At 76.0% G+C, this 23822-nt stretch carries 21 protein-coding genes; 13 read left to right on the forward strand and 8 right to left on the reverse strand.

Annotated elements, in window-relative coordinates; translation table 11 throughout:
- The first annotated feature begins 9 nt into the window (after positions 1-9).
- From HOP40_RS13430 to HOP40_RS13440, 3 genes are read left to right on the forward strand one after another with little or no spacing between them, the layout of a single operon-like run.
- Positions 10-831, forward strand: coding sequence for a biotin--[acetyl-CoA-carboxylase] ligase (locus HOP40_RS13430; RefSeq protein ID WP_172158317.1), 822 nt, complete (start codon positions 10-12; stop codon positions 829-831).
- 19 nt (positions 832-850) lie between these two features.
- The gene (locus tag HOP40_RS13435) at positions 851-1336 is read left to right on the forward strand and encodes a PH domain-containing protein (RefSeq protein ID WP_172158320.1); all 486 of its coding nucleotides are present in this window, start codon (positions 851-853) and stop codon (positions 1334-1336) included.
- On the forward strand, positions 1329-2264 hold the full coding sequence (locus HOP40_RS13440; protein ID WP_172158323.1) for a hydroxymethylglutaryl-CoA lyase: 936 nt from the start codon (positions 1329-1331) through the stop codon (positions 2262-2264). Before HOP40_RS13435 ends, HOP40_RS13440 begins: the two co-directional genes overlap by 8 nt.
- Positions 2265-2286: 22 nt before the next feature.
- Here HOP40_RS13440 and HOP40_RS13445 read toward each other — a convergent pair whose 3' ends face one another.
- The 4 genes from HOP40_RS13445 to HOP40_RS13460 all read right to left on the reverse strand — a co-directional run bounded on the left by HOP40_RS13445 (position 2287) and on the right by HOP40_RS13460 (position 6868).
- Positions 2287-2733 carry a MaoC family dehydratase gene (locus tag HOP40_RS13445; protein WP_172158325.1) on the reverse strand — a complete coding sequence of 149 codons (447 nt, stop codon included), beginning with the start codon at positions 2731-2733 and terminating at the stop codon, positions 2287-2289.
- 14 nt (positions 2734-2747) lie between these two features.
- Entirely contained in the window at positions 2748-4202 is a 1455-nt protein-coding gene (locus HOP40_RS13450) for a SulP family inorganic anion transporter (RefSeq protein WP_240157651.1), read from the reverse strand.
- Between the two features lie 46 nt (positions 4203-4248).
- Complete coding sequence (locus HOP40_RS13455; RefSeq protein ID WP_172158330.1) at positions 4249-5865, reverse strand: peptide chain release factor 3; 1617 nt, start codon at positions 5863-5865, stop codon at positions 4249-4251.
- Positions 5866-6133: 268 nt separating this feature from the next.
- A complete protein-coding gene (locus HOP40_RS13460) occupies positions 6134-6868 on the reverse strand; it encodes an inositol monophosphatase family protein (RefSeq protein ID WP_172168287.1) in 735 nt (244 codons plus the stop codon).
- A gap of 66 nt (positions 6869-6934) precedes the next feature.
- Here HOP40_RS13460 and HOP40_RS13465 point away from each other — a divergent pair, with 66 nt between their 5' ends.
- Positions 6935-7591 (forward strand): response regulator transcription factor, encoded by a 657-nt coding sequence (locus HOP40_RS13465; protein ID WP_172158332.1) that lies wholly within the window; start codon positions 6935-6937, stop codon positions 7589-7591.
- A gap of 9 nt (positions 7592-7600) precedes the next feature.
- Positions 7601-8866: an ATP-binding protein gene (locus tag HOP40_RS13470; RefSeq protein ID WP_172158335.1), complete on the forward strand. Its 1266-nt coding sequence runs from the start codon at positions 7601-7603 to the stop codon at positions 8864-8866.
- A gap of 581 nt (positions 8867-9447) precedes the next feature.
- On the opposite strand, the gene HOP40_RS13475 is transcribed toward HOP40_RS13470, so the two are convergent.
- On the reverse strand, positions 9448-9999 hold the full coding sequence (locus HOP40_RS13475) for a GtrA family protein (RefSeq protein ID WP_205347181.1): 552 nt from the start codon (positions 9997-9999) through the stop codon (positions 9448-9450).
- A 64-nt stretch (positions 10000-10063) separates the two neighbouring features.
- Here HOP40_RS13475 and HOP40_RS13480 point away from each other — a divergent pair, with 64 nt between their 5' ends.
- The 4 genes from HOP40_RS13480 to HOP40_RS13495 all read left to right on the forward strand — a co-directional run bounded on the left by HOP40_RS13480 (position 10064) and on the right by HOP40_RS13495 (position 16815).
- On the forward strand, positions 10064-11275 hold the full coding sequence (locus HOP40_RS13480) for a 5-(carboxyamino)imidazole ribonucleotide synthase (RefSeq protein ID WP_172158338.1): 1212 nt from the start codon (positions 10064-10066) through the stop codon (positions 11273-11275).
- Positions 11268-11771 carry a 5-(carboxyamino)imidazole ribonucleotide mutase gene (gene purE / locus HOP40_RS13485; protein ID WP_172158339.1) on the forward strand — a complete coding sequence of 168 codons (504 nt, stop codon included), beginning with the start codon at positions 11268-11270 and terminating at the stop codon, positions 11769-11771. Before HOP40_RS13480 ends, purE begins: the two co-directional genes overlap by 8 nt.
- 115 nt (positions 11772-11886) lie before the next feature.
- Positions 11887-12831 (forward strand): helix-turn-helix domain-containing protein, encoded by a 945-nt coding sequence (locus tag HOP40_RS13490; RefSeq protein WP_172158340.1) that lies wholly within the window; start codon positions 11887-11889, stop codon positions 12829-12831.
- Between the two features lie 369 nt (positions 12832-13200).
- Positions 13201-16815 (forward strand): nSTAND1 domain-containing NTPase, encoded by a 3615-nt coding sequence (locus tag HOP40_RS13495; protein WP_172158341.1) that lies wholly within the window; start codon positions 13201-13203, stop codon positions 16813-16815.
- 13 nt (positions 16816-16828) lie between these two features.
- Here HOP40_RS13495 and HOP40_RS13500 read toward each other — a convergent pair whose 3' ends face one another.
- On the reverse strand, positions 16829-17503 hold the full coding sequence (locus HOP40_RS13500) for a TetR family transcriptional regulator (protein ID WP_172158342.1): 675 nt from the start codon (positions 17501-17503) through the stop codon (positions 16829-16831).
- Positions 17504-17562: 59 nt separating this feature from the next.
- On the opposite strand from HOP40_RS13500, the gene HOP40_RS13505 reads away from it, so the two are divergent.
- Positions 17563-18717 carry an acyl-CoA dehydrogenase family protein gene (locus tag HOP40_RS13505; RefSeq protein WP_172158343.1) on the forward strand — a complete coding sequence of 385 codons (1155 nt, stop codon included), beginning with the start codon at positions 17563-17565 and terminating at the stop codon, positions 18715-18717.
- A 21-nt stretch (positions 18718-18738) separates the two neighbouring features.
- On the opposite strand, the gene HOP40_RS13510 is transcribed toward HOP40_RS13505, so the two are convergent.
- On the reverse strand, positions 18739-19446 hold the full coding sequence (locus tag HOP40_RS13510) for a TIGR03089 family protein (RefSeq protein ID WP_172158345.1): 708 nt from the start codon (positions 19444-19446) through the stop codon (positions 18739-18741).
- Between the two features lie 22 nt (positions 19447-19468).
- Positions 19469-21277: an LCP family protein gene (locus HOP40_RS13515; protein WP_172158346.1), complete on the reverse strand. Its 1809-nt coding sequence runs from the start codon at positions 21275-21277 to the stop codon at positions 19469-19471.
- A 166-nt stretch (positions 21278-21443) separates the two neighbouring features.
- Between HOP40_RS13515 and HOP40_RS13520 the strand changes: the two genes are divergently transcribed.
- From HOP40_RS13520 to HOP40_RS13530, 3 genes are read left to right on the forward strand one after another with little or no spacing between them, the layout of a single operon-like run.
- Entirely contained in the window at positions 21444-22271 is an 828-nt protein-coding gene (locus HOP40_RS13520; RefSeq protein WP_240157652.1) for a glycosyltransferase, read from the forward strand.
- Positions 22272-22320: 49 nt separating this feature from the next.
- A complete protein-coding gene (locus tag HOP40_RS13525) occupies positions 22321-23163 on the forward strand; it encodes a tetratricopeptide repeat protein (protein ID WP_172158347.1) in 843 nt (280 codons plus the stop codon).
- Between the two features lie 10 nt (positions 23164-23173).
- Positions 23174-23818, forward strand: coding sequence for a glycosyltransferase family protein (locus tag HOP40_RS13530; protein WP_172158348.1), 645 nt, complete (start codon positions 23174-23176; stop codon positions 23816-23818).
- Positions 23819-23822 lie beyond the last annotated feature (4 nt).

Raw genomic sequence — 23822 nt, forward strand, 5'->3', positions numbered from 1 at the left:
TCCCGGGTCATGAACCGCACCGCGCAGCCACTCGACGCCGGGGCGCTGCGCGCGGCGTGCGTGGGCCCGTGGAACCGCCTCGACGTCGTCGAGCGCACCGGTTCCACGAACGCCGACCTCATGGCCGCGGCGCTCGCCGGGGCGCCCGACCGCACCGTCCTCGTGGCCGAGCACCAGGACGCCGGGCGCGGCCGCCTGGCCCGCAGCTGGGTGTCCCCGCCCGGGTCCGGGCTCACCGTGAGCGTGCTGTTCCGGCCGGCCGGGGTGTCGCCGTCGCGGTTCAGCTGGCTGCCGCTGCTGGCCGGGCTGGCCGCGCTCGACACCGTGCGCGCCTTCACCGACGCCCCCGCCGGCCTCAAGTGGCCCAACGACCTCCTGGTGGGCTCCGCGGAGCGCGGCGGCCCGCGGAAGGTCGCCGGGATCCTCGCCGAGGTGGCCGACCCGGCGCGCCCGGCGGTCGTCGTCGGGATCGGCCTCAACGTCGAGTCCGCCCCGTCCGACCAGCCCGGCGCCACCTCGCTCGCCGCCGAGAGCGACCGCGAGATCGACCGCGCGGCCGTGCTCGTCGAGCTGCTCACCCGGCTGTCCGCGCGCGAGGAGCAGTGGCGCGCCGGGCGCGGCGACCCCGACGCCACGCGCCTGCGCGCCGACTACCGCGCCGGGTGCCTGAGCCTGGGCTCGCCGGTGCGCGTCGAGCTGCCCGGCGGGACGTCGGTGAGCGGCATCGCCGAGGACGTCGACGGCGACGGCCGCCTGCTCCTGCTCGACGCCGCGGGGCACCGCCGCGCGGTCGCCGCGGGCGACGTCGTCCACCTCCGGCCCGCGGAGTAGCCGCAACTACGGTGGGCCGGTGGCCTACCCCGATGACCTGCTCGTCGACGGCGAGCGGGTCGTGCTGCACACCCATCCGCACGCGAAGATGCTGCTCGGGCCGGTCCTGTACCTGCTGCTCGTCGTCGCCGTGGGCGTGTTCCTCGCCGCGCTCGTGCGCGAGCAGGCCTGGGCGCCGTGGGCGTGGCTCGTGCTGGGCGTCGTGGGGGCCGGGCTCGCCGTCCGGCTGACGCTCGTGCCGGTCGTCCGCTGGCGCACCACGCACTTCGTCGTCACGACGCGGCGGGTGCTCGTCCGCGAGGGCGTCCTCGCGCGCACCGGCATCGACATCCCGATGAGCCGCATCCACAGCGTCCAGTTCCGTCACACCGTGCTCGAGAGGGTGCTCGGGTGCGGCACCCTGGTGATCGAGTCGGCGTCCGACGAGCCGCTCGAGTTCACCGACGTCCCGCGGGTCGAGCGGGTCCACGCACTGCTGTACCAGGAGGTCGCCGACGATGTCTGACCGAGCCCTTCCCCAGGCCGTCCCCGCCGGGGGGCTGCCCGCGTCCGTCACGATCTACGAGGTCGGGGCCCGCGACGGCCTGCAGAACGAGGGGACCGTGGTGCCCGTGGAGGTCAAGGCGGAGTTCCTCGACCGCCTCGCCGGCACCGGCCTGCGCACCCTGGAGGCCACGAGCTTCGTGCACCCGAAGTGGGTGCCCCAGCTCGCCGACGCCGCCGACCTGCTCGCCCGGCTGACCCGCGCGCCCGGCGTCGACTACCCGGTGCTGGTGCCCAACGAGCGCGGCCTCGACCGCGCGCTCGAGTCGGGCGTGGAGCACGTCGCGGTGTTCGCCAGCGCCACCGAGACGTTCGCGCAGCGGAACCTCAACCGCTCCCTCGACGCCCAGTTCGCGATGTTCGACGCCGTCGTCACGCGGGCGGTCGCGGAGGGCCTGCGCGTGCGCGGCTACGTCTCGATGTGCTTCGGCGACCCGTGGGAGGGCGCCGTCGACCCGGCGCAGGTGGCCGCCGTCGGGCGCCGGCTCGTCGACATGGGCTGCGACCAGCTCTCCCTCGGCGACACCATCGGCACCGGCACCCCCGGCCACGTCGACGCCGTGCTCGACGCCTGCGTGGCGGGCGGGGTCCCCGTCGAGCGCCTGGCGGTGCACTTCCACGACACCTACGGGCAGGCGCTGTCGAACACCCTGGCCGCGCTGCGCCGCGGCGTCACCACCGTCGACGCCAGCGCGGGCGGCCTCGGCGGCTGCCCCTACGCGGAGTCGGCCACCGGCAACCTCGCCACGGAGGACCTCGTCTGGATGCTCGACGGGCTCGGTATCGCCCACGGCGTCGACCTCGACGCGCTCGTCGCCACCAGCGCCTGGATGGCCGGGCAGCTGGGGCGGCCGTCGCCCTCGCGGGTGGTGCGCGCGCTGGCCGGCTGACCCGTGCAGGCTCCCGGCGGCCTCACGCGTCGCGGGTGCCGAACATCCCGGTGAACGTGCTCCGGAAGACCTCGGTGTCGCCCCGGTGCAGCTGCGCCCGCAGGGTGACCAGGCCCAGGCCCGGACGGCTGCGGGAGCGGCGCGCGTCGAGGATCTCCATGGTGGCGCGGAGCTCGTCGCCGGCGAACACCGGCGCGGGCCAGGCGATGTCCTTGCCGCCGGGGGAGCCCAGCGACGTCGCGTTGTTGAGGACCGTGTCGACGTAGAGGCGCATCCACAGCCCGGCGGTGAACCAGCCCGACGCGGCGAGGGCGCCGAAGAGCGAGGTCTTGGCGGCGTCGTCGTCGAGGTGGAAGGGCTGGGGGTCGAAGCGGCGGGCGAAGGCGACCATCTCGTCGCGGTCGACCACCGTCGTGCCCAGCTCGAACACCCGGCCGGGGGTGAGGTCCTCGAAGGCCAGTTCGGTCACGGGGCGATCATCGCTCACCCCGCGTCCAGGTGCCCCGCCAGGGCCGCGTGCCGCGAGGCGCTGCGCGGATCCATCCCGGTGATCGTCACGGTGGTGCCGCGGGCGCGGTACTTCGCCGTGATCGTGTCGAGGACGGCGACCGTCGAGGCGTCCCACACCTGCGCTCCGGAGAGGTCGACGACGACCGACGGCGGGTCGCCCGCGTAGTCGAAGGCCGTGACGAGCTCGCCGGAGGAGGCGAAGAACAGCTGGCCCGTGACGCGGTAGACGGCCTTCTCGCCGTCACGCTCCGCCGTCACCTCGACGACGTGCGCCACGCGCCTCGCGAACAGCACCGACGCCACCACGACGCCGACGCCCACGCCGTAGGCGAGGTTGTGGGTGGCCACCGTGACCGCGACCGTCGCCACCGTCACCGCGGTCTCGCTGTAGGGCATCCGGCGCAGGGTGGCCGGGGCGACGCTGTGCCAGTCGAACGTGCCGACCGCGACCATCACCATCACGGCGACGAGCGCGACCATCGGGATCGTCCCGACGACGTCACCCAGCGCGAGCATCAGCACCAGCAGGAACGCGCCCGCGAGGAACGTCGACGCGCGGGTGCGGGCCCCGCCGGACCGCACGTTGATCATCGTCTGGCCGATCATCGCGCAGCCGCCCATGCCGCCGAACAGGCCGGTGACGATGTTCGCGACGCCCTGGCCCCACGACTCGTGCGTCTTGTCCGAGGGCGTGTCGGTGATCTCGTCGACGAGCTTGGCCGTCATGAGCGACTCCAGCAGCCCGACCACGGCCATCGCGAGCGCGTAGGGCGCGATGACCGCCAGCGTGCCGAACGTGAACGGGACGTCGGGCAGGCCGAGGACGGGGAGGCCGTCGGGCAGCTCGCCCTGGTCGCCGACCGTCGGCACGGTGACGCCCGCGGACACGGTGAACGCGGTGAGCGCCACGATGGCCACCAGCGGCGCCGGCACGGCCGAGGTCAGCCGGGGCAGCACGACGAGCACGGCCAGCGCCACCGCGAGCAGCGCCCACCCCACCCACGGGATCCCCACCAGGTAGGGCAGCTGCGAGGCGAAGATCAGGATCGCCAGCGCGTTGACGAAGCCGACCATCACGCTGCGCGGCACGAACCGCATCAGCCGCGCCGTGCCGGCCAGGCCCAGCGCGATCTGGATGGCGCCGCCCAGGAGCACGGCCGCGATGAGGTGCTGCAGGCCGTGGTCGCGGACCAGCGGGGCGACGACGAGCGCCACCGCCCCGGTGGCCGCGGAGATCATCGCCGGGCGCCCGCCGGTGAACGCGATGGTGACCGCCATCGTCACCGAGGCGAACAGGCCGACGCGCGGGTCGACCCCCGCGATGATCGAGAACGCGATGGCCTCGGGGATGAGGGCGAGGGCGACGACGAGTCCGGAGAGGGCCTCGGTGCGCAGGACGCGGGGAGCGAGCCAGGCGGGGCGGGTCACGGAGCGTGACCCTACCGGCACGTGAGAGTTGGCCCGGCGCGAGGGCTCAGCGGTCGACGGCCCCGGCGAGCAGCGGCTCCATCATGACGCCCTCGTGCTTGCGGCGGATCGTCTCCATCCGCCACTTGTTGACGAACACCGCGAGCAGCGCGCCGTCGACCGAGCGCTGCAGCACCTCGGTCTCGCTCTCCTTGTTCAGCACGAGCGCACCGGCCTCGTCGGTGAGCCGGGCGACGGTGTAGTTGAGCTGCTCCAGCGACACCGGCGCGCCGAACTCGTCGGCCAGCCGCGCCGTGACCACCTCGAACTGCAGCGGGCCGACGGCGGCGAGCACGGGGGCCTGGTCGCCGCGGCGGTCCGAGCGCAGCACCTGGATGACGCCCTCGGAGTCGAGCTGGGAGATCCCGCGCCGGAACTGCTTGTAGCGGCCCGCGTCCTTGGCACGCACCACCGCGAAGTGCTCGGGGGCGAAGCTCGGGATCGCCGGGAACTGCACCGGCTCGTCGGCGTAGAGCGTGTCGCCCGGGCGCAGCGCGCCCGCGTTGACCAGGCCCACGATGTCGCCGGGGAAGGCCTCCTCCAGCGTGGTGCGCTGCTGGCCGAACACCGCCTGCGCGTACTTCGTGGCGAACGGGCGGCCGGTGCCGGCGTGGGTGAGGACCATGCCGCGCTCGAAGCGGCCGGAGTTGATGCGCAGGAACGCGGTGCGGTCGCGGTGGCTGCGGTCCATGCCCGCCTGCACCTTGAACACCAGGCCGGACAGCGGGGTGTCGAGCTCGCGGGGCGTGCCCTCGGCGTCCGGGCGCGGGGCGGGGGCCGGGGCGAGGTCGACGAGCGCGTCGAGTAGGCGACCGACACCGACGCCGTGGCGGGCGGCGCCGAACAGGACGGGCGTCGCGGTGCCGGCGAGGTAGTCGTCCTCGTCGAACCCGGCGCCGATCTCGCGCAGCAGCTCCAGCTCGTCGAGCACGGTCTCGGTGTAGAGCGGCTCCTGCTCGGCGGCCTGCTCGGGCGTGAGGACCTCGACCTCGCCCTTCGTCGCGCCGCCCGCGGTGCGGGCGTAGCGGCGCAGCTCGCCGGTGGCGCACTCGACGACGCCGCGCAGGTCGCCCGCGATGCCGACCGGCCACGTGACGGGCATCGGCCGCAGCCCGATCGTCTGCTCCACCTCGTCGAGCAGCTCCAGGGCCTCGCGGCCGGGCACGTCCCACTTGTTGACGAACGTGAGCACCGGGATCCCGCGGCTGCGGCAGACGTCGAAGAGCTTGAGGGTCTGCGCCTCGAGGCCCTTCGACGCGTCGAGCAGCATCACCGCGGCGTCGACGGCGGCGAGGACGCGGTAGGTGTCCTCGGAGAAGTCGCCGTGGCCGGGGGTGTCGAGCAGGTTGATCACGTGGTCGCGGTAGCTGAACTGCAGCACCGCGGAGGTGATGGAGATGCCGCGGGCGCGCTCCATCTCCATCCAGTCCGAGGTCACGCCCTTGCGCCCGGCCTTGCCGTGCACCGCGCCCGCGGAGTCGATCACCTCGGCGTGCAGGGCCAGCGCCTCGGTGAGCGTCGACTTGCCCGCGTCGGGGTGGGAGATCACGGCGAAGGTGCGCCGGCGCAGCGCCTGGGCGGCGATGGAGCCGGCGGGGGCGGGGCGGGTGAGCGGCTCGGTCATGGTGGTTCCAGGTTACGGCGGTCCCGCCACCGGCCCCGACACACCCGACACCCGCGAGCCGTCCGCACCGCCCCCCTCCCCGCGAGTCGGGGTCTCGTTGCGCGCGAGTCGCGGTCTCGTTGCCCGCGAGTCGGGGTCTCGTGGTGCGCGAGTCGCGGTCGGGTGGCTGCCCGTGGCACGTCACCCGGCAGCGCCCCGGTCACAGCCTCGCCACGAGAGCCCGACTCGCTCGCACTCAGACCCCGACTCGCGGGTCTCCGGGGTGCGGTCAGGGGGTGAGGATGGCCAGGGTGGCGTCGTGCAGGAGGCCGTTGGAGGAGATGCCGTCGCCACCGGCGAAGCCGTCGGCCCCGTCCAGTGAGCCCAGTCGCCCGCCGGCCTCGCGGACGATCGGCACCAGGGCCGCGAGGTCCCAGGGGTTCGCGGCGGCGTCGACGGCGACGTCGATCGCGCCCTCGGCGACCAGGCAGTGCTGCCAGAAGTCGCCGAACGCGCGCGTCTCCCACACCGCCGCGCCCAGGCGCGCCCAGCGCTCGCCCAGCCCGCGGGCGTCGGTGGTGGAGGCGTAGGCGTCGCCGAGGTCGGCCACCCCCGACACCGAGATCCGGCGCGGCGCCGCGGTGGGGGAGTCGCGGGTCCAGGCGCCCTCCCCGGGCGCGGCCCACCAGCGCCGGCCCAGCGCGGGGGCGCTGACGACGCCGACCGTCGCGGTGCCCGCGGCCGTCAGCCCGATCAGCGTGGCCCACACCGGCACGCCGCGGGAGAAGTTCTTGGTGCCGTCGATCGGATCGATGACCCACCCGCGCGCCGCCCCGTCGACGGTGCCGCCCTCCTCTTCGCCGAGCACCGCGTCGCCGGGTCGCTCGGCCGCCAGCAGCGCGCGCAGGGCCTCCTCGACGGCGGTGTCGGCGTCGGTGACCGGCGTGCGGTCCGGCTTGCGCTCGACCCGCAGGTCGGCGGCCAGGAAGCGGTCGAGGCTCAGGGCGTCGGCGGCGTCGGCCATGCGGAGGGCGAGATCGAGATCGGAGTCGCTCACGTGCCGCAGTCTGCCCCGCCTAGTGTGACCACCATGACGACCGTCCTGCTCGCCGAGGACGACGCCGCGATCGCCGAGCCGCTCTCCCGCGCACTGACCCGGGAGGGCTACGCCGTCGCGGTGGCCACCGACGGTCTCGCCGCGCTGGACCGCGTGCAGGCCGGCGACGTCGACCTGCTCGTCCTCGACCTCGGCCTGCCCGGCATGGACGGCCTCGAGGTCTGCCGGCGGGTGCGGCTGGACCACCCCGACCTGCCGGTGCTCATGCTCACCGCGCGCACCGACGAGGTCGACTTCGTCGTCGGGCTCGACGCGGGCGCCGACGACTACGTCGGCAAGCCGTTCCGGCTCGCGGAGCTGCTCGCGCGGGTCCGGGCGCTGCTGCGGCGGCTCACGCCGGAGGCGGTGGAGGTGGCCGGGGTGCGGATGGAGCTGTCCGGGAGGCGCGTGCTCGTCGACGGCGAGGAGGTCGGGCTCGCCAACAAGGAGTTCGAGCTGCTGCGCGTGCTGCTGCTGCGCGCGGGGCAGGTCGTCACGCGCGAGGAGATCCTGCGCGAGGTGTGGAACGACCCGGAGATGAAGACGTCGAAGACGCTGGACATGCACATGTCCTGGCTGCGTCGCAAGATCGGCGGGGAGCGGCGGATCGCGACGGTCCGCGGGGTCGGCTTCCGCTTCAACCACGACTAGGCCCACGCCGTGCGCCGCCGGATCCTCCAGTCGACCCTGCTGGTCGTCGCCCTCACCGCCCTCGTGCTGGGCGGGCCGCTGGCGATCACCACCTGGCAGCTCGTCGACGACTTCGACCGCGCCGAGCTGACCTCGCGCCTCGAGCAGGTCGCGACCCGGCTGGAGGGCCCCGGCGAGGCCGTCGACGTCCCCGGGCTGGAGCTGGCCGTGCCCGCCGGCGGACGGCTGGTGCTCGAGCAGGCCGGGCGCCCGCCTCTGGTGATCGGCGCGGACGTGGGCGCGGACCCGGTCACCGAGACCCTCCCGCTCGGCTCCGGCGGCACGGCCACGATGCAGGAGCCGCGGGCGGTGCTGCTCGGGCAGCAGGTGCAGGTCACGCTCGTGGTGCTGCTGCTCGTGGTGCTGTCGGTCGCCGTCGGGACCGTCGTCGCCACCTTGACGGCTCGCCGCCTCGCCGAGCCCCTGCGTGACGTCGCCGACCGCGCGGCCCGCCTCGGCGCCGGCGACTTCCGCTCCGCGCCCGCCCGCCACGGCATCCCCGAGCTGGACGCCGTCTCCGAGGTCCTCGACGCCTCCGCCGCCGCGCTCGCCGAGCTCGTGCAGCGCGAGCGCCAGCTCGTCGGCGACGTCTCCCACCAGCTCCGCAGCCGGCTCACCGCCCTGCAGCTGCGCCTCGACGAGCTCACCACCCACCCCGACCCCAGCGCCCGCTCCGAGGCCCTCGCCGCGCTGGAGCAGGCCGAGAAGCTGGCCGCCGTCCTCGACGACCTGCTGGAGGCCGCCCGCGCCGCCCGCGCGGCCGGCGCGGAGCCGGTGGACCTGCGGGCCGGGCTGGAGGCGGTCGCGCAGGAGTGGCGCCCGGCGCTGCGGGCGGCGGGGCGGGCGCTGAAGGTGCGCGTGCCCGACGGCCTGCTCGCCCGGGTGACTCCCGCCCGCATCCGCGAGTCGGTCGGCGCGCTGCTGGACAACGCCCTGCGCCACGGCGGCGGCACGGTCGTGATCGCCGCGCGGGCCACCGAGAAGAGCCTGGTGATCGAGGTGACCGACGCCGGCGACGGCGTGCCCGAGGAGCTCGTGGCCCACGTGTTCGAGCGCGGGGTGTCGGTCGGCTCGTCCACCGGCATCGGCCTGGCCCTGGCCCGTGCGCTGGTCGAGGCCGACGGGGGGCGGCTGGAGCTCTCCCGCGCCCGCCCCCCGACCTTCACGATCTTCCTGCCCGCCGCGCGTGCGGACGACGTCGTGGCGCCGGGGCGGTTGCCGAGCAGTCCGCGGTGAGGTTGTCCGGTGATCACCGAGAACGTGCCATGAGGGTCGTCCGAGGGGCCGTGTCGGTGCGATTTCGGCGATCACCGGCTGCTCGCCGCGGTGATCGTCGGGAGTGTGACGCCAGGGTCGTCGGCGGGACCTTGACGGTGCGGTTTCGGTGATCACGGTCGTGGGGGGCCGGCTTCGACCCGCCCGGCTGGTGATCGTCAGGAGTGTGACGTCAGGGTCGCCGGTGGGGCCGTGGGGGTGCGGTCCTGGTGATCACCCGGGAGGGAACAGGGTGATCGTCGGGAGTGTGACGTCAGGGTCGCCGGTGGGGCCTTGGTGGTGCGGTTCTGGTGATCACGGCTGCTCGGCGGCGGTGATCGTCGGGAGTGTGACGCCAGGGTCGTGGCCGGGACCTTGACGGTGCGGTCTCGGTGATCCCGGCCGCCGGAGGCCGGCTTCGACCCGCCCGGCTGGTGATCGTCGGGAGTGTGACGTCAGCGCCGTCGGTGGGGCCGTGGTGGTGCGCTTTCGATGATCACCCGGCCGTGCGCGGCGCGAGGGCGGTCGCCGGGTCTCGGTGATCGAGGGAAGGCCGGTCAGGCCTACGGCCGGTCCGGCGCCTCGGCCGGGGCGGGCTCGTCGGCACCGCGGTCCGGCACCTGCCGCCGCACGTCCTCGTCCGGGAAGACGAACCGGCGGAAGGCCCACCACCGGAACGCCATGCCCAGCAGGACGCCGACGATCTGGCCGCTGGCGAAGTCGGCGACCTCCTGGGTGAACAGGCTGACGTCGGGCACGCTCAGGTGCAGCAGGTAGCGCGAGACGGCGAGCGGGGCGGTGTAGACGGCCACCCCGATCCCGCTGACCACGAAGAACAGCAGGGCCTCGTGGTGGGTCTCGCGGCCGCCGCGGGTGCGGAAGGACCACTCGCGGTTGAGGACGTAGGACGCGATGGTCGCCACCAGCACCGCGATGATCTTGGCGGTGAGCGGCTTCTCGATCAGCACGGTGTTCTTCAGCAGCAGGAACAGGGCGGTGTCGATGATCCACGTGGTGCCGCCGACCATGGCGAACTTGATCAGCTCGCGGTGCCTGATGGCGACGGAGCGGTACGGCTGGGGGATCCGGGCCAGCACCGACTCGACGACGGACACCCGGACGATCCTTCCAGACGCCGTCCCGGGGCCGACGGCGGCGCTCGCGTAGGCTCCCGTCACCGTGGACCCGTCCCCCCTCCCCGTCGTCGGCATGGTCGGTGCCGGACAGCTCGCCCGCATGACCCACCAGGCCGCGATCGCACTGGGGCAGTCGCTGCGGGTGCTCGCCGCGGGCACCGGTGAGCCCGCCGCGCAGGTGTGCGCCGACGTCCGGGCGGGGGCCGCCGACGACCTCGCCGCGGTCCGCGCGTTCGCCACGGGCTGCGCGGCCGTCACGTTCGACCACGAGCAGGTGCCGCAGGACGTCCTGCGCGCGCTCGTCGCCGACGGCGTCACCGTCCACCCCGGGCCCGACGCCCTGCTGTTCGCCCAGGACAAGCTCGTGATGCGCCGCAGGCTGTCGGAGCTGGGGGCCGCGGTGCCGCCGTTCGCGACCGTCGACTCCCCGGCCGACGTCGACGCGTTCGGCGGCGAGCACGGCTGGCCGGTCGTGCTCAAGGCCGTCCGCGGCGGCTACGACGGGCGCGGGGTCTGGATGCTCGACGCCGCCGACCCCGCGCTGGTCGACGAGCTGCTGGCGGCCGGGACTCCGCTGATGGTCGAGCAGGCCGTGCCGCTGCGCCGCGAGCTCGCCGCGCTGGTGGCCCGCTCGCCGTACGGGCAGGCGGCGGCGTGGCCCGTCGTCGAGACGGTGCAGGAGGCGGGGCAGTGCGTGCAGGTCCTCGCGCCCGCCCCCGGCCTCGACGAGGAGGTCGCCGCGGGCGCGCAGCGGCTCGCCCTGCGCCTGGCCGGCGCGCTCGGCGTCACCGGGCTGCTGGCCGTCGAGCTGTTCGAGCGGACCGACGGGTCCCTGCTCGTCAACGAGCTCGCCATGCGCCCGCACAACTCGGGGCACTGGACGATCGAGGGCGCGCGGACCTCGCAGTTCGAGCAGCACCTGCGTGCCGTCCTCGACTACCCCCTCGGCGCCACCGGCCCCACCGCCCCCGCGGTCGTGATGGCCAACGTGCTGGGCGCCGACGGGCCGGTCGACATGTCGGTGGACGAGCGGGTGCACCACCTGTTCGCGCGGTTCCCCGACGTCAAGGTGCACCTCTACGGCAAGGCCGAGCGCCCCGCGCGCAAGGTCGGGCACGTCACGGTGCTCGGTGACGACATGGCCGCCGTCCGCGCCCGCGCCGCGCTCGCGGCCCACTGGCTCTCCACCGCGGAGTGGGCCGACGGCTGGTCCATCCACGGCGCCGAGGCGGAGAAGGAGACCACGCATGCCTGAGCCCGTCGTCGGCGTGATCATGGGCAGCGACTCGGACTGGCGCGTCATGGAGGCGGCCACCACCGCGCTGGACGAGTTCGACGTGCCGTGGGAGGTGGGCGTGTACTCCGCGCACCGCACCCCGCAGCGGATGCTCGACTACGCCCGCGACGCCGCCGGCCGCGGCCTGCGCGTGGTCGTCGCCGGCGCGGGCGGGGCCGCGCACCTGCCGGGGATGGTCGCCTCGGCCACGCCGCTGCCGGTGATCGGCGTGCCCGTGCCGCTCGCGCACCTCGACGGGCTCGACTCGCTGCTGTCGATCGTGCAGATGCCCGCGGGCGTGCCGGTCGCCACGGTGTCGGTCGGCGGCGCCCGCAACGCCGGCCTGCTCGCCGTCCGCATCCTCGCCGCCTCCGACGCCGCGCTGCGCGAGCGGATGACGGCGTTCCAGGCAGACCTGCACGACCTCGTCCTCACCAAGGACGCCGCCCTGCGCGAGCGCGCCGCCGGCGCCTGAGCCGTCACCCGATCGGCCGACGTCCGGCCGTCCGCTCCCGCACGAACACCTCCCCGTCAGGCGCCCGGGGATCGTGTCCCCGGCCACCGTCGAGTGGTTGCGGAGCACCCTCTCCATGCGCACGACTGCACCGCTGCGACTGGGGGCCACGGATGCGGCCGCACTGCGCGCCTGGGCGGAGACGGGCTCCGCCGGGTCGTCGGGGGCCCGGCGGGCCCGGATCGTGCTGCTCTCCGCGGAGGGCCACGGTCCGGCCGCCATCGCCGCGGAGCTCGGCTGCTCCCCGGGGACGGTCCTGACCTGGCGGGAGCGCTACCGGTCCGACGGCCTCCCCGGGCTGCGCGACGCCCCGCGCGCCGGGCGTCCGGTCACGGTCGACCCGGTGGCGGTGGTCGAGCGGACGCTGCGCCGGCCGCCCCCGGGCACCCGGCGCTGGTCGAGCCGGCTGCTGGCCGACCACCTGGGGATCAGCAACGTCGCGGTCGCGAAGGTGTGGCGCTGCTGGGGCCTGGCCCCGCTCGACGACGGGCACGTGCGCCTGGCGACCCGGCCGCCGCTGGACGCGGTGCCCGCCGCGTTCGCCGCCCTGCACGCCGACGCCGCGGTGGCGGTGCTGGCGCTGCTCGCGGACGACCGCGCTGACGACGACCGCGCTGACGACGACGGCGCCGACGACGCTGGGATCGACGACGGCCCCGCCCCCGCCCCGACCCCGCTGCGGTCGCGCCCCCGCCTCGGCGCCCGCTTCGGCGGACTCGACCTCGGTGCGTCCGCCGATCCGCCCGCCGGCGTCCTGGCGCGCCTCGACGCCGTGCCGTCCGCCCGGCTGCGGCTGCTGGTGTCCGGCGCGACCGCGCCCGTCGAGCACTGGGCCGCGCTGCGCGGGGTGCCCGTGCACGCCACCGCCGGGGGCGTCGAGTGGGCGCGGTTCGTCCGCGTCGCCGCGGTGCTCGCCGGGGCGACCGCCGACGGCGCGGCGTCGGTGGCGGACCTGCGCCGGGCCGTCCTGGACCACGTCCCCGGCGCACCCCTGCGGTGGTCGCACGGCGCCGGAAAATAGTCGTGGCGCACCCCGCCCGTGCGGTCGTAGGGTGGTGTCACACGTGAGAGGAGGTGGTCCAGCGTTGAGTAGCAACCGGACTCGTGAGGTGGCTGTCCGCTAGCACCTGAGGACGCAGTTCCGACCGCGTGGAATGCCGGTAGGTGCCGGCGACTCCCAGGCAGTCACCCGTGATCCCCGGGCCCGAGCCCGTCCAGCTCGGCTTGCGCACCCGATGGTGCGGCCCGGGGATCACGCACGTCCGGGGCCGGGCGACCGGTCCCCGCAAGTCTGTGAACGCGCAACTACCTGTGACGTCCGGGACGTCCGGGACGAACCCCTCGGCACGGGCCCGTGCCACCGCACGGGCCTGCGACGTGCGGAGGACCCGTGACCGACCTGACGCCGGACCCGGCGCGCATCCGGTCCCCGGCCGACCTCGGCCGGGAGCTGACGCTCGCGCGCGAACGGGCCGGGCTGACGATCCGCGAGGTCGCCCGGCGCACCCGCCTGCTGCCGAGCACGCTCGGCGGCTACTACACCGGCCGGCACCGCCCGCCCCTGGCGTCGATGGAGCTGGTGCTCGCCGCCTGCGGCGTCACCGACCTCGACGCCTGGCGCGAGGCGCTCCTCCGGCTGCGCCACGGCGGGCGCCGCGCGGCCCCGGAGCAGCCGCCCTACCCCGGTCTCGCGCCGTTCGAGCCCGGCGACGCGGAGCGCTTCCACGGGCGCTCCGCCCTCACCGCGGCGGTGCTCGACGGCCTCGACGCCGCGACCGGGCCGCTGGTCGTCGTCGGCGCGTCGGGGTCGGGCAAGTCGTCGGTGCTGCGGGCCGGCGTGGTCCCCGCGCTGCGGGCGCGCCCCGGCACGGCCGCGCTGGTGCGGACGCCCGGCCGGGCGCCCCTGGACGTGCTCGCGGCCGTGCGCGACGAGCTCGACCCCGCCGTGCGCACGGTGCTCGTCGTCGACCAGTTCGAGGAGCTGTTCGCCCCCGCGGTGCCCGAGCACGACCGGGCCGCGTTCGTCGCCGCGCTGGCCGACCTGCCGGCCGCCGTCGTGCTCGCGCTGCGCGCCGACTTCTACGGTCCGGCGCTGGCGCACCCCGCCCTGGCCGCGGCCCTGCAGCACGACCAGGTGGTGGTCGGGCCGATGACCGACGACGAGCTGCGCGAGGCCATCACCGCGCCCGCCGTCGCCGCCGGGGTCGACGTCGAGGAGGCGCTGGTCGCGCTGCTGCTCGCCGACGTCCGCGACCGCGGTCCGGCCGGTGCGCTGCCGCTGCTCGGGCACGCGCTGCTCGCCACCTGGCGCGCCGGGGACGGGCTCACCATGACCGTGGGCGGCTACCTCGGCACGGGGGGCGTCGCGGGGGCGGTGGCGGCGTCGGCCGAGGAGGCGTTCGCGGCGCTGGGCCCCGACCGCGAGCACGCCGTGCGCCAGCTGTTCCTGCGCCTGGTCACCGTCGCCCCCGACGCCGTCGACACGCGCCGGCGGATCGCGCGCGACGAGCTGCCGCCGACCGTCGCGGACACCGACGTCGACGCGTTCGTGGCGCGGCGGCTGCTCGTCGTCGACCGGGACACCGTCGAGATCGCGCACGAGGCGCTGCTCGTCGCCTGGCCCCGCCTGCACGGCTGGCTCGACGCCGACCGCGCCGGGCTGGCCGCGCGCCGCAGCCTGGCCGACGCCGCCCGCACCTGGCGCGAGCAGGGCCGCGACCCGCACCTGCTGCTGCGCGGCGTGCGGCTCGCGGTGGTCGTCGAGCAGGTCGGTGACGACCTGACCCGCACGGAGGCGGAGTTCCTGCGCGCCGGGCGGGAGCAGGAGGCGGAGTGCGAGGCGCGGGAGCGGCGGCGCACCACGGCGCTGCGGGCGCTCGTCGCAGCGCTGACGGTGCTGGTGCTGGTGGTGGGCGCGCTCGCGGCCCACGCCGTCGTGCAGGACGGGCGGACGGCGCAGGCCCGCGACGTCGCGGTGTCCCGCCAGGTCGCCGTGCGCGCCGACGCGCTGCGCGCCGAGGACCCCGCGCTGGCCGCGCAGCTCGCCGTCGCCGCCTTCCGCGTCGCGCCGACGCCCGAGGCGCGCTCGAGCGTGCTCAACACGACGGGTGCGCCCCTGCCGACGCGGTTGCCGGGGCTGTCCGCGCTCGGCTCCACCCTCGCCGTCGACGACGCGCGGCGCATCCTGGCGTCGGCGACCGGCTCGCAGGTGCAGCTCTGGGACATCGACGGCAACGGCCCGCCGCGCCCGCTCGGCCCACCCGTCCCGACGTCGGAGGTGGCGGTGCTGGCGCTGAGCCCGGACGGCGCGACGCTCGCCGTGGGGGAGGCCGACGGGGTGGTGCTGCGGCCGGTGGCCGACCCGTCGGCGGCGGTCGTGCTCGACACCGCGACCGTGTCCGCGCTCGCGTTCACCGCCGACGGCACGCTCCACGGGGCCGTGCCGGGCGAGGACGTGCGCGCCTGGGCACCCGGCACCGGAGCGGTGTCCTCGCTGCCGGGCTCGGCCGGGTTCACCGCGCTCGCCGCGTCGGGCGGGCTGGTCGCCGCGGGCGACCAGACCGGGCGGGTGGCCCTGTGGCCGGGCGCGGTGCCGCTCAGCGGGCCGGGCGGGCGGGTGCACGCCGTGGCGTTCGGCCCGGACGGGCGCACGCTGCTCGCGGGGAGCGCCGACCGCGCCGTGCACCGCTGGGACGTCACCGACCCGGCCGCGCCGGTGGCCGTGCCCGCCCTCACCGGGGCGACGAACTGGGTCAACGCGGTGGCCGTCAGCCCGGACGGCGCGACGGTCGCCGTCGGCGGTTCCGACGGCAACACGCGCCTGCACGACGCCGCCAGCGGCGCGGTGACCGCGACCTTCCCGCACCCCGCCCCCGTCACGACGGCGGCCTTCCTCGACGACGCGACGGTGCTCACCGGCGAGGCCGACGGCGTCGGGCACCTGTGGGCGGTCCGCGGGCCCGTCCTCACCGGCTTCGACGACGCGGTGTTCGCCCTCGACTTCGACGACTCCGGCGCCGTGCTGGCGATCGGGCCCGGGAGCAAGGACGACACGGCCCGGCTGTGGACCGTCACCGGGGCGGGCGGGGCGCAGCCGCTCGGCCCGGCGCTGGACGACCCGGAGCCCGGGCCGACGGTGTCCGGGTCGGCCGCGCTCACCCCCGACGGCACCGTGCTCGCGGTGGGCCGGGCCGACGGCAGCATCCGGCTGTGGGACGTGCGCGACCCCGCCCGCCCGGCCGTCCTGGGGGCGCCCCTGCCCGGCAGCGGCGCGCTCGTCGAGCACCTCGTGATCAGCCCGAACGGCACGCGGCTCGCGGCCTCGGGCGACGACGCGCTCGTGCGGACCTGGGACATCACCGACCCCTCGGCGCCGCGGCGCACGGCGTCGCTGGTGGCCGCGACGAACTACGTCTTCGCGTCGGCGTTCAGCCCGGACGGGCGCCTGCTCGCCGCCGCGAGCGCCGACACCTCCACCTACCTCTGGGACGTCGCGGGCCCCACGCCGCGGCTGCGGGCGACCGTCGACGGGCCGACCGGGTTCGCCTACTCACCGGCGTTCAGCCCCGACGGGCGCCTGCTCGCCGTCGGGAGCGCCGACCGGACGGTCCGCCTGTTCGACGTCTCCGACCCCGACCTGCCGATCGCGCTGGGCGCGCCGCTGGAGGGCCCGGCCAACTACGTCTACGCGGTGGCGTTCAGCCCGGACGGCACCGCGCTCGCGGCCGCCAGCACCGACGGCACCGTCCGCACCTGGGACGTCCGTGATCCGGGCGCGCCGCAGGTCCGGGCCGTCCTGACCGGTCCGGAGGAGGCCGTGTTCTCGGTGGCCTGGACGCCCGACGGCACCCGCCTGCTCGGCGGCGCGGCCGACCGCACCGTGCGGGTGTGGTTCACCGATCCCGAGGAGGCCGTGGCGGCGATCTGCGCCGCGGCCGGGGCCCCGCTGACGGCGGCCGAGTGGGCCCGGCACGTGCCGGACCTGCCGTTCACCGCGCCCTGCTGACGCCCCGCCGGGGTCAGGAGGCGGCGCCGCGCTCCAGCCGCCCGACCGCGATCTCCAGGCGCTCGGCGACCCCGCGCAGCCCCTCGTCGGCGGGCAGCAGGTCGGCGACGCGGCGGAAGCGGTCGCGGTACTCGGGCAGCCGGGCCGGCGGGGCGCCGTCGTCGAGCCAGGCGCGCAGCGCGAGGTTGTGCGCCGCGACCACCGCGGCTCCGGTGACGGCGGCGCGCAGGTCGCCGTCGCGCTCCCCGGCGAAGCGCCGGCGCAGGTTGCGGGTGAACAGGCGGCGGTAGTGGTCGACGCTGGCCGACTCGCGGTCGCGCAGCACGGGCACCTCGTGGGTGAGGCGGAAGCGGGCCACGGAGAGCGGCGGGTCGTCGGTGTAGAGGTCGAACACGGTCTCGCCCGCGCGCAGCACCAGGCTCGTCACGGGCTCGTCGGGGTGCGCGGTCGCGAAGACCTCCGCGATGCGGGCGAGCGCGGTCTCGTGGTCGGGCGAGATCGCGTCCTCCTTGCTGCGGAAGTAGCGGAAGAACGTGCGGCGCCCGACGCCGGCGGCCGCCGCGATGTCGTCGACGGTGGTGTCCTCGTAGCCCCGGTCGCGGAACAGCGCGACGGCGGCGGCCACGAGGTCGCGCCGGACCTCCGCCCGGCCCTCGGCGGAGCGGCCCCGCCGTGTCGCGCCCGTCATGGCACGGAGGGTAACAGCGAGCTTGCCGGATGGCACGCAGTGCCGTTACGATCGGCGCCATGAACTCCGACTTCGACAGCTACCGGCTCAGCGACGAGCACGAGGCCCTTCGCGACGCCGTGCGCACGCTGGCCGAGAAGGAGATCGCCCCGTACGCGGCGGAGGTCGACGAGCAGGGCCGCTACCCCGTCGAGGCGCAGGAGGCCCTGACCAAGGCGGGCTTCCACGCGATCACGATCCCCGAGCAGTTCGGCGGCGAGGGTGCCGACGAGCTCGCGGGCTGCATCGTCATCGAGGAGGTCGCGCGGGTGTGCGCGTCCTCGTCGCTCATCCCCGGCGTCAACGGCCTGGGCCTCACCCCGATCCTGCTGTCGGCCTCCGACGAGCTCAAGCAGCAGGTCTTCCCGTCGATCGCCTCCGGCGAGGCGATGATCAGCTACGCGCTGTCCGAGCGCGAGGCCGGCTCCGACGCCGCGGCGATGAAGACCCGCGCGGTGCGCGACGGCGACAGCTGGGTGCTCAACGGCACCAAGTGCTGGATCACCAACGCCGGCGTCTCCACCTGGTACACGGTCATGGCCGTCACCGACCCGGAGAAGAAGGCCAACGGCATCTCCGCGTTCGTCGTGCACAAGGACGACCCGGGCTTCGAGGTCGGCCCCAAGGAGCGCAAGCTCGGCATCAACGGCTCGCCCACCCGCGAGATCTACTTCCAGAACTGCCGGATCCCGGCCGACCGGATCATCGGCGCCGAGGGCACCGGCTTCAAGACCGCGCTCAAGACCCTCGACCACACGCGCCCCACGATCGGTGCGCAGGCCGTCGGCATCGCCCAGGGCGCGCTCGACGTCGCGATCTCCTACGTCAAGGAGCGCAAGCAGTTCGGCAAGCACCTCGCCGAGTTCCAGGGCCTCCAGTTCATGATCGCCGACATGGCGATGAAGGTGGAGTCGGCGCGCCAGCTCGTCTACGTCGCCACCTCGCGCGCCGAGCGCGGCGAGGCCAACCTGGGCTTCATCTCCAGCGCCGCGAAGTGCCTGGCCTCCGACGTCGCCATGTCGGTCACCACCGACGCCGTGCAGCTCCTCGGCGGCGCCGGCTACACGAAGGACTTCCCGGTGGAGCGCATGATGCGCGACGCCAAGATCACGCAGATCTACGAGGGCACCAACCAGGTGCAGCGCCTGGTGATGGCGCGCTCGCTGCTGCGCTGACCGATGGGGCGCTGACGGGGCTCAGGCGCCCAGCCGCACGGTGGTGCGCTCGGCCTGCGCCCGCCGTTCCAGCGCCGCGGGGTCGGCGTGGCGGCACTGCACGAGCGACGCCCCCGCGGCCAGCACGGCGAGCAGCCCGTCGGTGAGGCCGTCGGCCGACCACTCCAGCGTCGAGAGCGCCCGGTCCGACGCCGAGAGGCCCAGCGCCGCCGCCCGGTCGCGGGCGGTGGCGAGCACCCGCTCCACCGACGCCCCGTCCAGCGCGGGCGCGGTGGCGGGCACCGGCTCCCACGGCGCGAACTCGTCGCCGTGCAGGCGCACCTCGGTGGCGTAGTCGACGACCCCGTCGGGCAGGCCGGTGAGGCCCTTGCCGAACGCGTCGAGCGAGAGCGCCACGACCCCCAGCGGCGGCGCGGCCGACAGCGCGAGGTCGATCCGGTCGCTGTCGCACAGGACGACGTCGGCGCCCACCGGGTCGCCGACCACCTCCGCGCCGCACCACCACGCCCCCAGCAGGACGGCGGCCGTCTGCCAGTGCGCGGGCAGCAGCACCGCCACCGTCGAGCCCGGTTCGACGTCGCACTCGTCGCGCAGCAGGTTGGCGGTCTTCGCGGCCCAGTTCGCCGTGGTCACGCCGGAGAGCTCGATCCGCTCGCCGGTAGCGTCGTCGTAGAAGGTGATCAGGGGGCGGGCCGAGGAGCGGTCCAGGAGCGCATCGGTGAGGGACACGGCGCCAGTCTCCCGGGTCGCCTCAGTCGATGCAGGGCACCCCGGCCGCGGTGATCGGGGCCTGCACCGGAGGGGGCGGCGCGGACGCGTCGACGACCGGGGCGGGCGCGGGCAGCACCGACGGGTCGAAGTCGCCGCCGAGCACCACGAGGAGGTGCCCCTGCGGGACGGTGTCGTCGCGCTCGACGTCGATGCCGCCGAGCTGGTCGGCCACCGACCGCGCGGCCTCGCCGTCGGCGCCGGAGTAGCGCACGACGCTCGTCTCGGCGGGCTCGGTGTTGTCGACCGTGCCGCCGGTGAACCCGAGGCCGGTCAGGTAGGCGCGGGCGTCGCCCGCCAGGCCGCCGGCCTCCGACCCGTTGCGGACGTTGACGATGTAGCGCGAGGCGATGACGGTGACGGGCGGCGGGGGCTCCGCGGCGCGCACCTCGGCGGCGGCCTCGGCCGCGACCCGCTGCGCCTCGATGCGCTCCTCGACGAAGTCGCTGACGACGTCGGGGTCGACGAGCACCACGTCCCCGCGGTCGTTGCGCTCCTGCCCGGCGGTCGGGATCGTCACGAACTCGAGGTTGCCGGCGGCGATGTCGGAGGCCTGCCGGGCGAACGCGAGCAGGTCCCAGCCCTCGTCGAGCACGACCGACTGCTGCACGACCTCGATCAGGGCGCCCAGCGCGGCCGGGTCGGTCAGCGTGCCCGCCGACAGCACCTTGTCGGCGACCGCGGCGAGGAACACCTGCTGGCGCCGGATGCGGGAGAGGTCGCCGTCGGGCAGGCCGTGGCGCTGGCGGACGAACGCGAGCGCGTCGCGCCCGGAGATCGTCTGCGGGCCGGCGCCGAAGCGGGCGCCCGACAGCGGCTCGTCGACGGGTGCGGTGAGGCAGACGTCGACGCCGCCGATCGCGCGGGTCAGGTCGTAGAAGCCGACGAGGTTGAGCTCGGCGTAGTGGTCGATCTGCTGGCCGGTGAGCCGCTCGACGGCCCCGATCAGCGCGCTGCGCCCGGCGCGGGCGGCCTCCGCCTCGACCTGCGCCCCGGTGCCGATGCCGTCGCCCACCAGTCGTTCGGCGGTCAGCGCCTTCACCGCGGGGTAGGCCGCGTTGATCTTGTCGCGGCGGTAGCCGGGGATGTCGACGTAGGCGTCGCGGGGGATGGAGAACGCGGCCGCGGCCCCGCCGTCGGCCGGCAGGTGCAGCATCATGATCGTGTCGGAGTTCAGGACGCCGGTGTCGGCGCCGCTGTTGAGCTCGCGCAGGATCTCCGGCGGCAGCGGGTTCCCCTGCGCGTCGGTGCGGCTGTCGACGCCGACGAGCAGGATGTTCTGGTCGCCGCCGTCGCTGCCGCCCACGATGACGTCGGTGGTGACGATGCCCGCGGTGATGTCGCGGTAGAGGCCCCACGCCGTGCCGGTGACGGTCAGCACGAGCACCGAGGCGACGACGGTGGCGGTCCGCAGCCTCCGCGCGAGCCGGCCGGGCGCGCGCGGGGCCTTCGCGGGGCGGGGGGCGCGCGGCCCGCGGCGGGCGGCGCCCGGTCCCGGCGGACGGGAAGCGGTCGACGTTCCCCGGGCGCCCGTCGTGCCGCGGGGCGTCGAGGAGCTGCGGGGGGCGGGGGCCCAGGGCTCGCCGTCGGGCCGTTGGGCCGTCGACCCGGTGCCCCGGGGGGACCGCACCGGCGAGCCGGTGCGCAGCGGGTGCGCCGCGGCCCGGGTCGGGTCGGCGCGGAGACCGGTGCGCAGGGCCGCCGCGCGGGCGTCACGCTCCCGGTCGGCGCGGGCCAGCCAGGGCGGTTCGGGGAGTGCGGCGCCCGAGAGCCCGAGATCGCGCGGGTCCATGCTCCACCTCGCTCCATCCCCGACGGCGTGCCCGGTGTCTCCTGCTCTCTAGGGTGCAGCATCGGGCGCGGCCTCGCGGGAGGTTGCGGGCGTGTCGCGGGTGATCGCGACCGCGCACCGCACGCTCACGGAACGTGACCCCCAGGGAGAGGCGGAGGAACCGGCGGTGGCCGAGCAGTTCTCGCTGTTGTTGCCGGTCTGGGCCGGTGACCGGGCCGATTTCCTCACCGAGGCGTTCCGGTCGAGCGTGCAGGACCAGACCCGCCGGCCCGACCACGTCGTCATCGTGCGTGACGGTCCGGTGCCGGCGCCGCTGGAGGCGGCGATCGCGCGGCTGGCCGCGGAGAGCCCGGTGCCCGTCGACGTCCTGGAGCTCGACCGCAACGACGGCCTGGGCCCCGCGCTGGACGCCGGGCTCGAGGCCTGCGCGCACGACGTCGTCGCGCGGATGGACGCCGACGACATCTCGCTGCCGCACCGGTTCGCCGTCCAGCTGCCGATCATCGAGTCGGGCGTCGACCTGGTCGGCTCGGGGCTGCAGGAGTTCGGCGACGACCCGGACGAGGTCGTCGGGCTGCGCACCCCGCCCGTCGACGCCGACGACATCGCGGTCCGCGCCCGCTTCGTCGACCCGTTCAACCACCCCACCGTCGTCTACCGCCGCGACCTGGTGCGCGCCGTCGGCGGCTACAGCGACTTCGCGCTGATGGAGGACTACCTGCTCTGGGCGAAGATGCTCGTCGCGGGCGCGCGGGTGGCCAACGTGGCGGAGCCGCTCGTCAAGTACCGGGTGGGCGCGGGCGCCTACGCGCGGCGCGGCGGGCTGGGCCAGCTGCGCGCCGAGCTCGCGGTGCAGCGCCGCTTCCGGGAGCTGGGCTTCACCTCGCGCGGGCAGTTCGCCCGCAACGTCGTCGTGCGCGGCGGGTACCGGCTGGTGCCGGAGTCGCTCCGCCGAATGGCCTACCGGAGGGTGATCGCTACCTACAGAGGGTGACGACGACCGCGCGAACTGACAGCATGGGCCACCCCAACGAGGAGGTTCCATGACGTCGCTCCCGGTCGAGCCGCTCGCCGCGGAGGGCGCCGCGCTGCTGGAGGCGGGTCGCCCGCTGGAGGCCGTCGACGTGCTGCGCCAGGCCGTCGCGACCGGGGAGCAGTCGGCGCCCGACCTGCTGGTCCGCGCCTACCTCGACAGCGGCAGCTGGCACGCCGCGGCCGAGTGGCTCACGCCGCTGGTGGCGCAGGGGCACGTGCGGTTCGCCGGGCCGCTCGGCGTGGCGCTCAGCGAGATCGGCGACCGCGAGCGGGCCGAGGACGCGCTGCGCCTCGCCATCCACTCCGGCGAGATCGCCGCGGCCAACGACCTCGGCATCCTGCTGCGCGACGAGGGCCGCCTCGCCGAGGGGATCCTCGTGCTCGCCCGGGCCGCCGAGGAGGGCGACCCGCTCGCCCCGGCCAACCTCGTCGCCCTGCAGCTCGAGGCGGGCGACCTGCTCGCCGCGGCCGAGGCCGCCGAGGTCTACGTCGACCCGGCCCGCCCCGACACCGTGCTCGCGCTGGCCGAGGTGCGCGCCGCGCAGGCCCGGCTCGACGAGGCGGAGGTGCTGTTCCGCGAGGCGGGGGAGCTGGGCGCGCTGCGCGCCCACACCGCCTTCGGCCAGTTCCTGCTGGCCGCGCGCGGCGACGTCCTGGGCGCGCAGGCCGAGTTCGCCGAGGCGCGCCGGCACGCCGAGCCGGGCTGGGCGTACACGATGGGCCGCTTCCTGCTCGACGTCGGACGCCCCGACGACGCCCGCGAGTTCCTGCAGGTCGCCGCCGACACCGGCGACCGCGTGGCGGCCGACATCCTGGTGGAGCTCGACGGGCTGGATCCGGCGGACGACTAGGGTCTCCCGCGTGCAGATCGGCGTCGTCACGTGGGGAGCGCCCGGCGACGGGTTCGCGCACCTCCCCGGCCCGCTCGTCGTCGTCACCGCGGAGGGGGCGTCGGTGCCCGGGGCGCAGGTCGTCGCGGTCGGCGAGGAGCTCGCGCGGGCGGCGGCGGTGAACCGCGGGGTCGCGGCGCTGCCGGCGGGCGTCGACGGGGTGCTGGTCCTCGACCCCCGCGCCGCACCCGGCCCCGGGGCGCTCGACGCCCTGCTCGACGCGGCCGCGCGCCACCCCCGCGCCGGCGCGCTCGGGCCGCTCCTGCGCGGCACCGACGGCGCCGTGCTGCCCTCGGCCGGAGCCCTGCCCACCGCCGCCGACCTGCGCCGGAGCCGGATCCCGACGGGCGCGCCCCGGCGCACCGCGCCGGTCGGCTGGGTGGCCGCGGAGTGCGTGCTGCTGCGGCGCGCGGCGCTGGAGTCCGTCGACGGGTTCGACCCGCGCCACCTCGGCCCGCTCGACGCCGTCGACCTCGGCGCGCGGCTGGGCCGGGCCGGCTGGCTGGCCGTGCACGTGCCTGGGGCGGAGGTCGTCGTCGGGCCCGGTCCGGCGACCGGCATGCTGGAGCCCGTCGATCGCGGCCTGCGCCGGTACGCGCGGGACCGGAGGAGGTAGCGCA

Source organism: Pseudonocardia broussonetiae, assembly GCF_013155125.1.
In the GTDB taxonomy this organism is placed as follows: Bacteria; Actinomycetota; Actinomycetes; order Mycobacteriales; family Pseudonocardiaceae; genus Pseudonocardia; species Pseudonocardia broussonetiae.

Coding starts and splice junctions, on each gene's coding strand:
- HOP40_RS13430 (WP_172158317.1), top strand. CDS start 10: ATGAACCGCACCGCGCAGCCACTCGACGCCGGGGCGCTGCGCGCGGCG.
- HOP40_RS13440 (WP_172158323.1), top strand. CDS start 1,329: ATGTCTGACCGAGCCCTTCCCCAGGCCGTCCCCGCCGGGGGGCTGCCC.
- HOP40_RS13455 (WP_172158330.1), bottom strand. CDS start 5,865: ATGACCGAGCCGCTCACCCGCCCCGCCCCCGCCGGCTCCATCGCCGCC.
- HOP40_RS13460 (WP_172168287.1), bottom strand. CDS start 6,868: ATGGCCGACGCCGCCGACGCCCTGAGCCTCGACCGCTTCCTGGCCGCC.
- HOP40_RS13465 (WP_172158332.1), top strand. CDS start 6,935: ATGACGACCGTCCTGCTCGCCGAGGACGACGCCGCGATCGCCGAGCCG.
- purE (WP_172158339.1), top strand. CDS start 11,268: ATGCCTGAGCCCGTCGTCGGCGTGATCATGGGCAGCGACTCGGACTGG.
- HOP40_RS13490 (WP_172158340.1), top strand. CDS start 11,887: ATGCGCACGACTGCACCGCTGCGACTGGGGGCCACGGATGCGGCCGCA.
- HOP40_RS13500 (WP_172158342.1), bottom strand. CDS start 17,503: ATGACGGGCGCGACACGGCGGGGCCGCTCCGCCGAGGGCCGGGCGGAG.
- HOP40_RS13505 (WP_172158343.1), top strand. CDS start 17,563: ATGAACTCCGACTTCGACAGCTACCGGCTCAGCGACGAGCACGAGGCC.
- HOP40_RS13515 (WP_172158346.1), bottom strand. CDS start 21,277: ATGGACCCGCGCGATCTCGGGCTCTCGGGCGCCGCACTCCCCGAACCG.
- HOP40_RS13525 (WP_172158347.1), top strand. CDS start 22,321: ATGACGTCGCTCCCGGTCGAGCCGCTCGCCGCGGAGGGCGCCGCGCTG.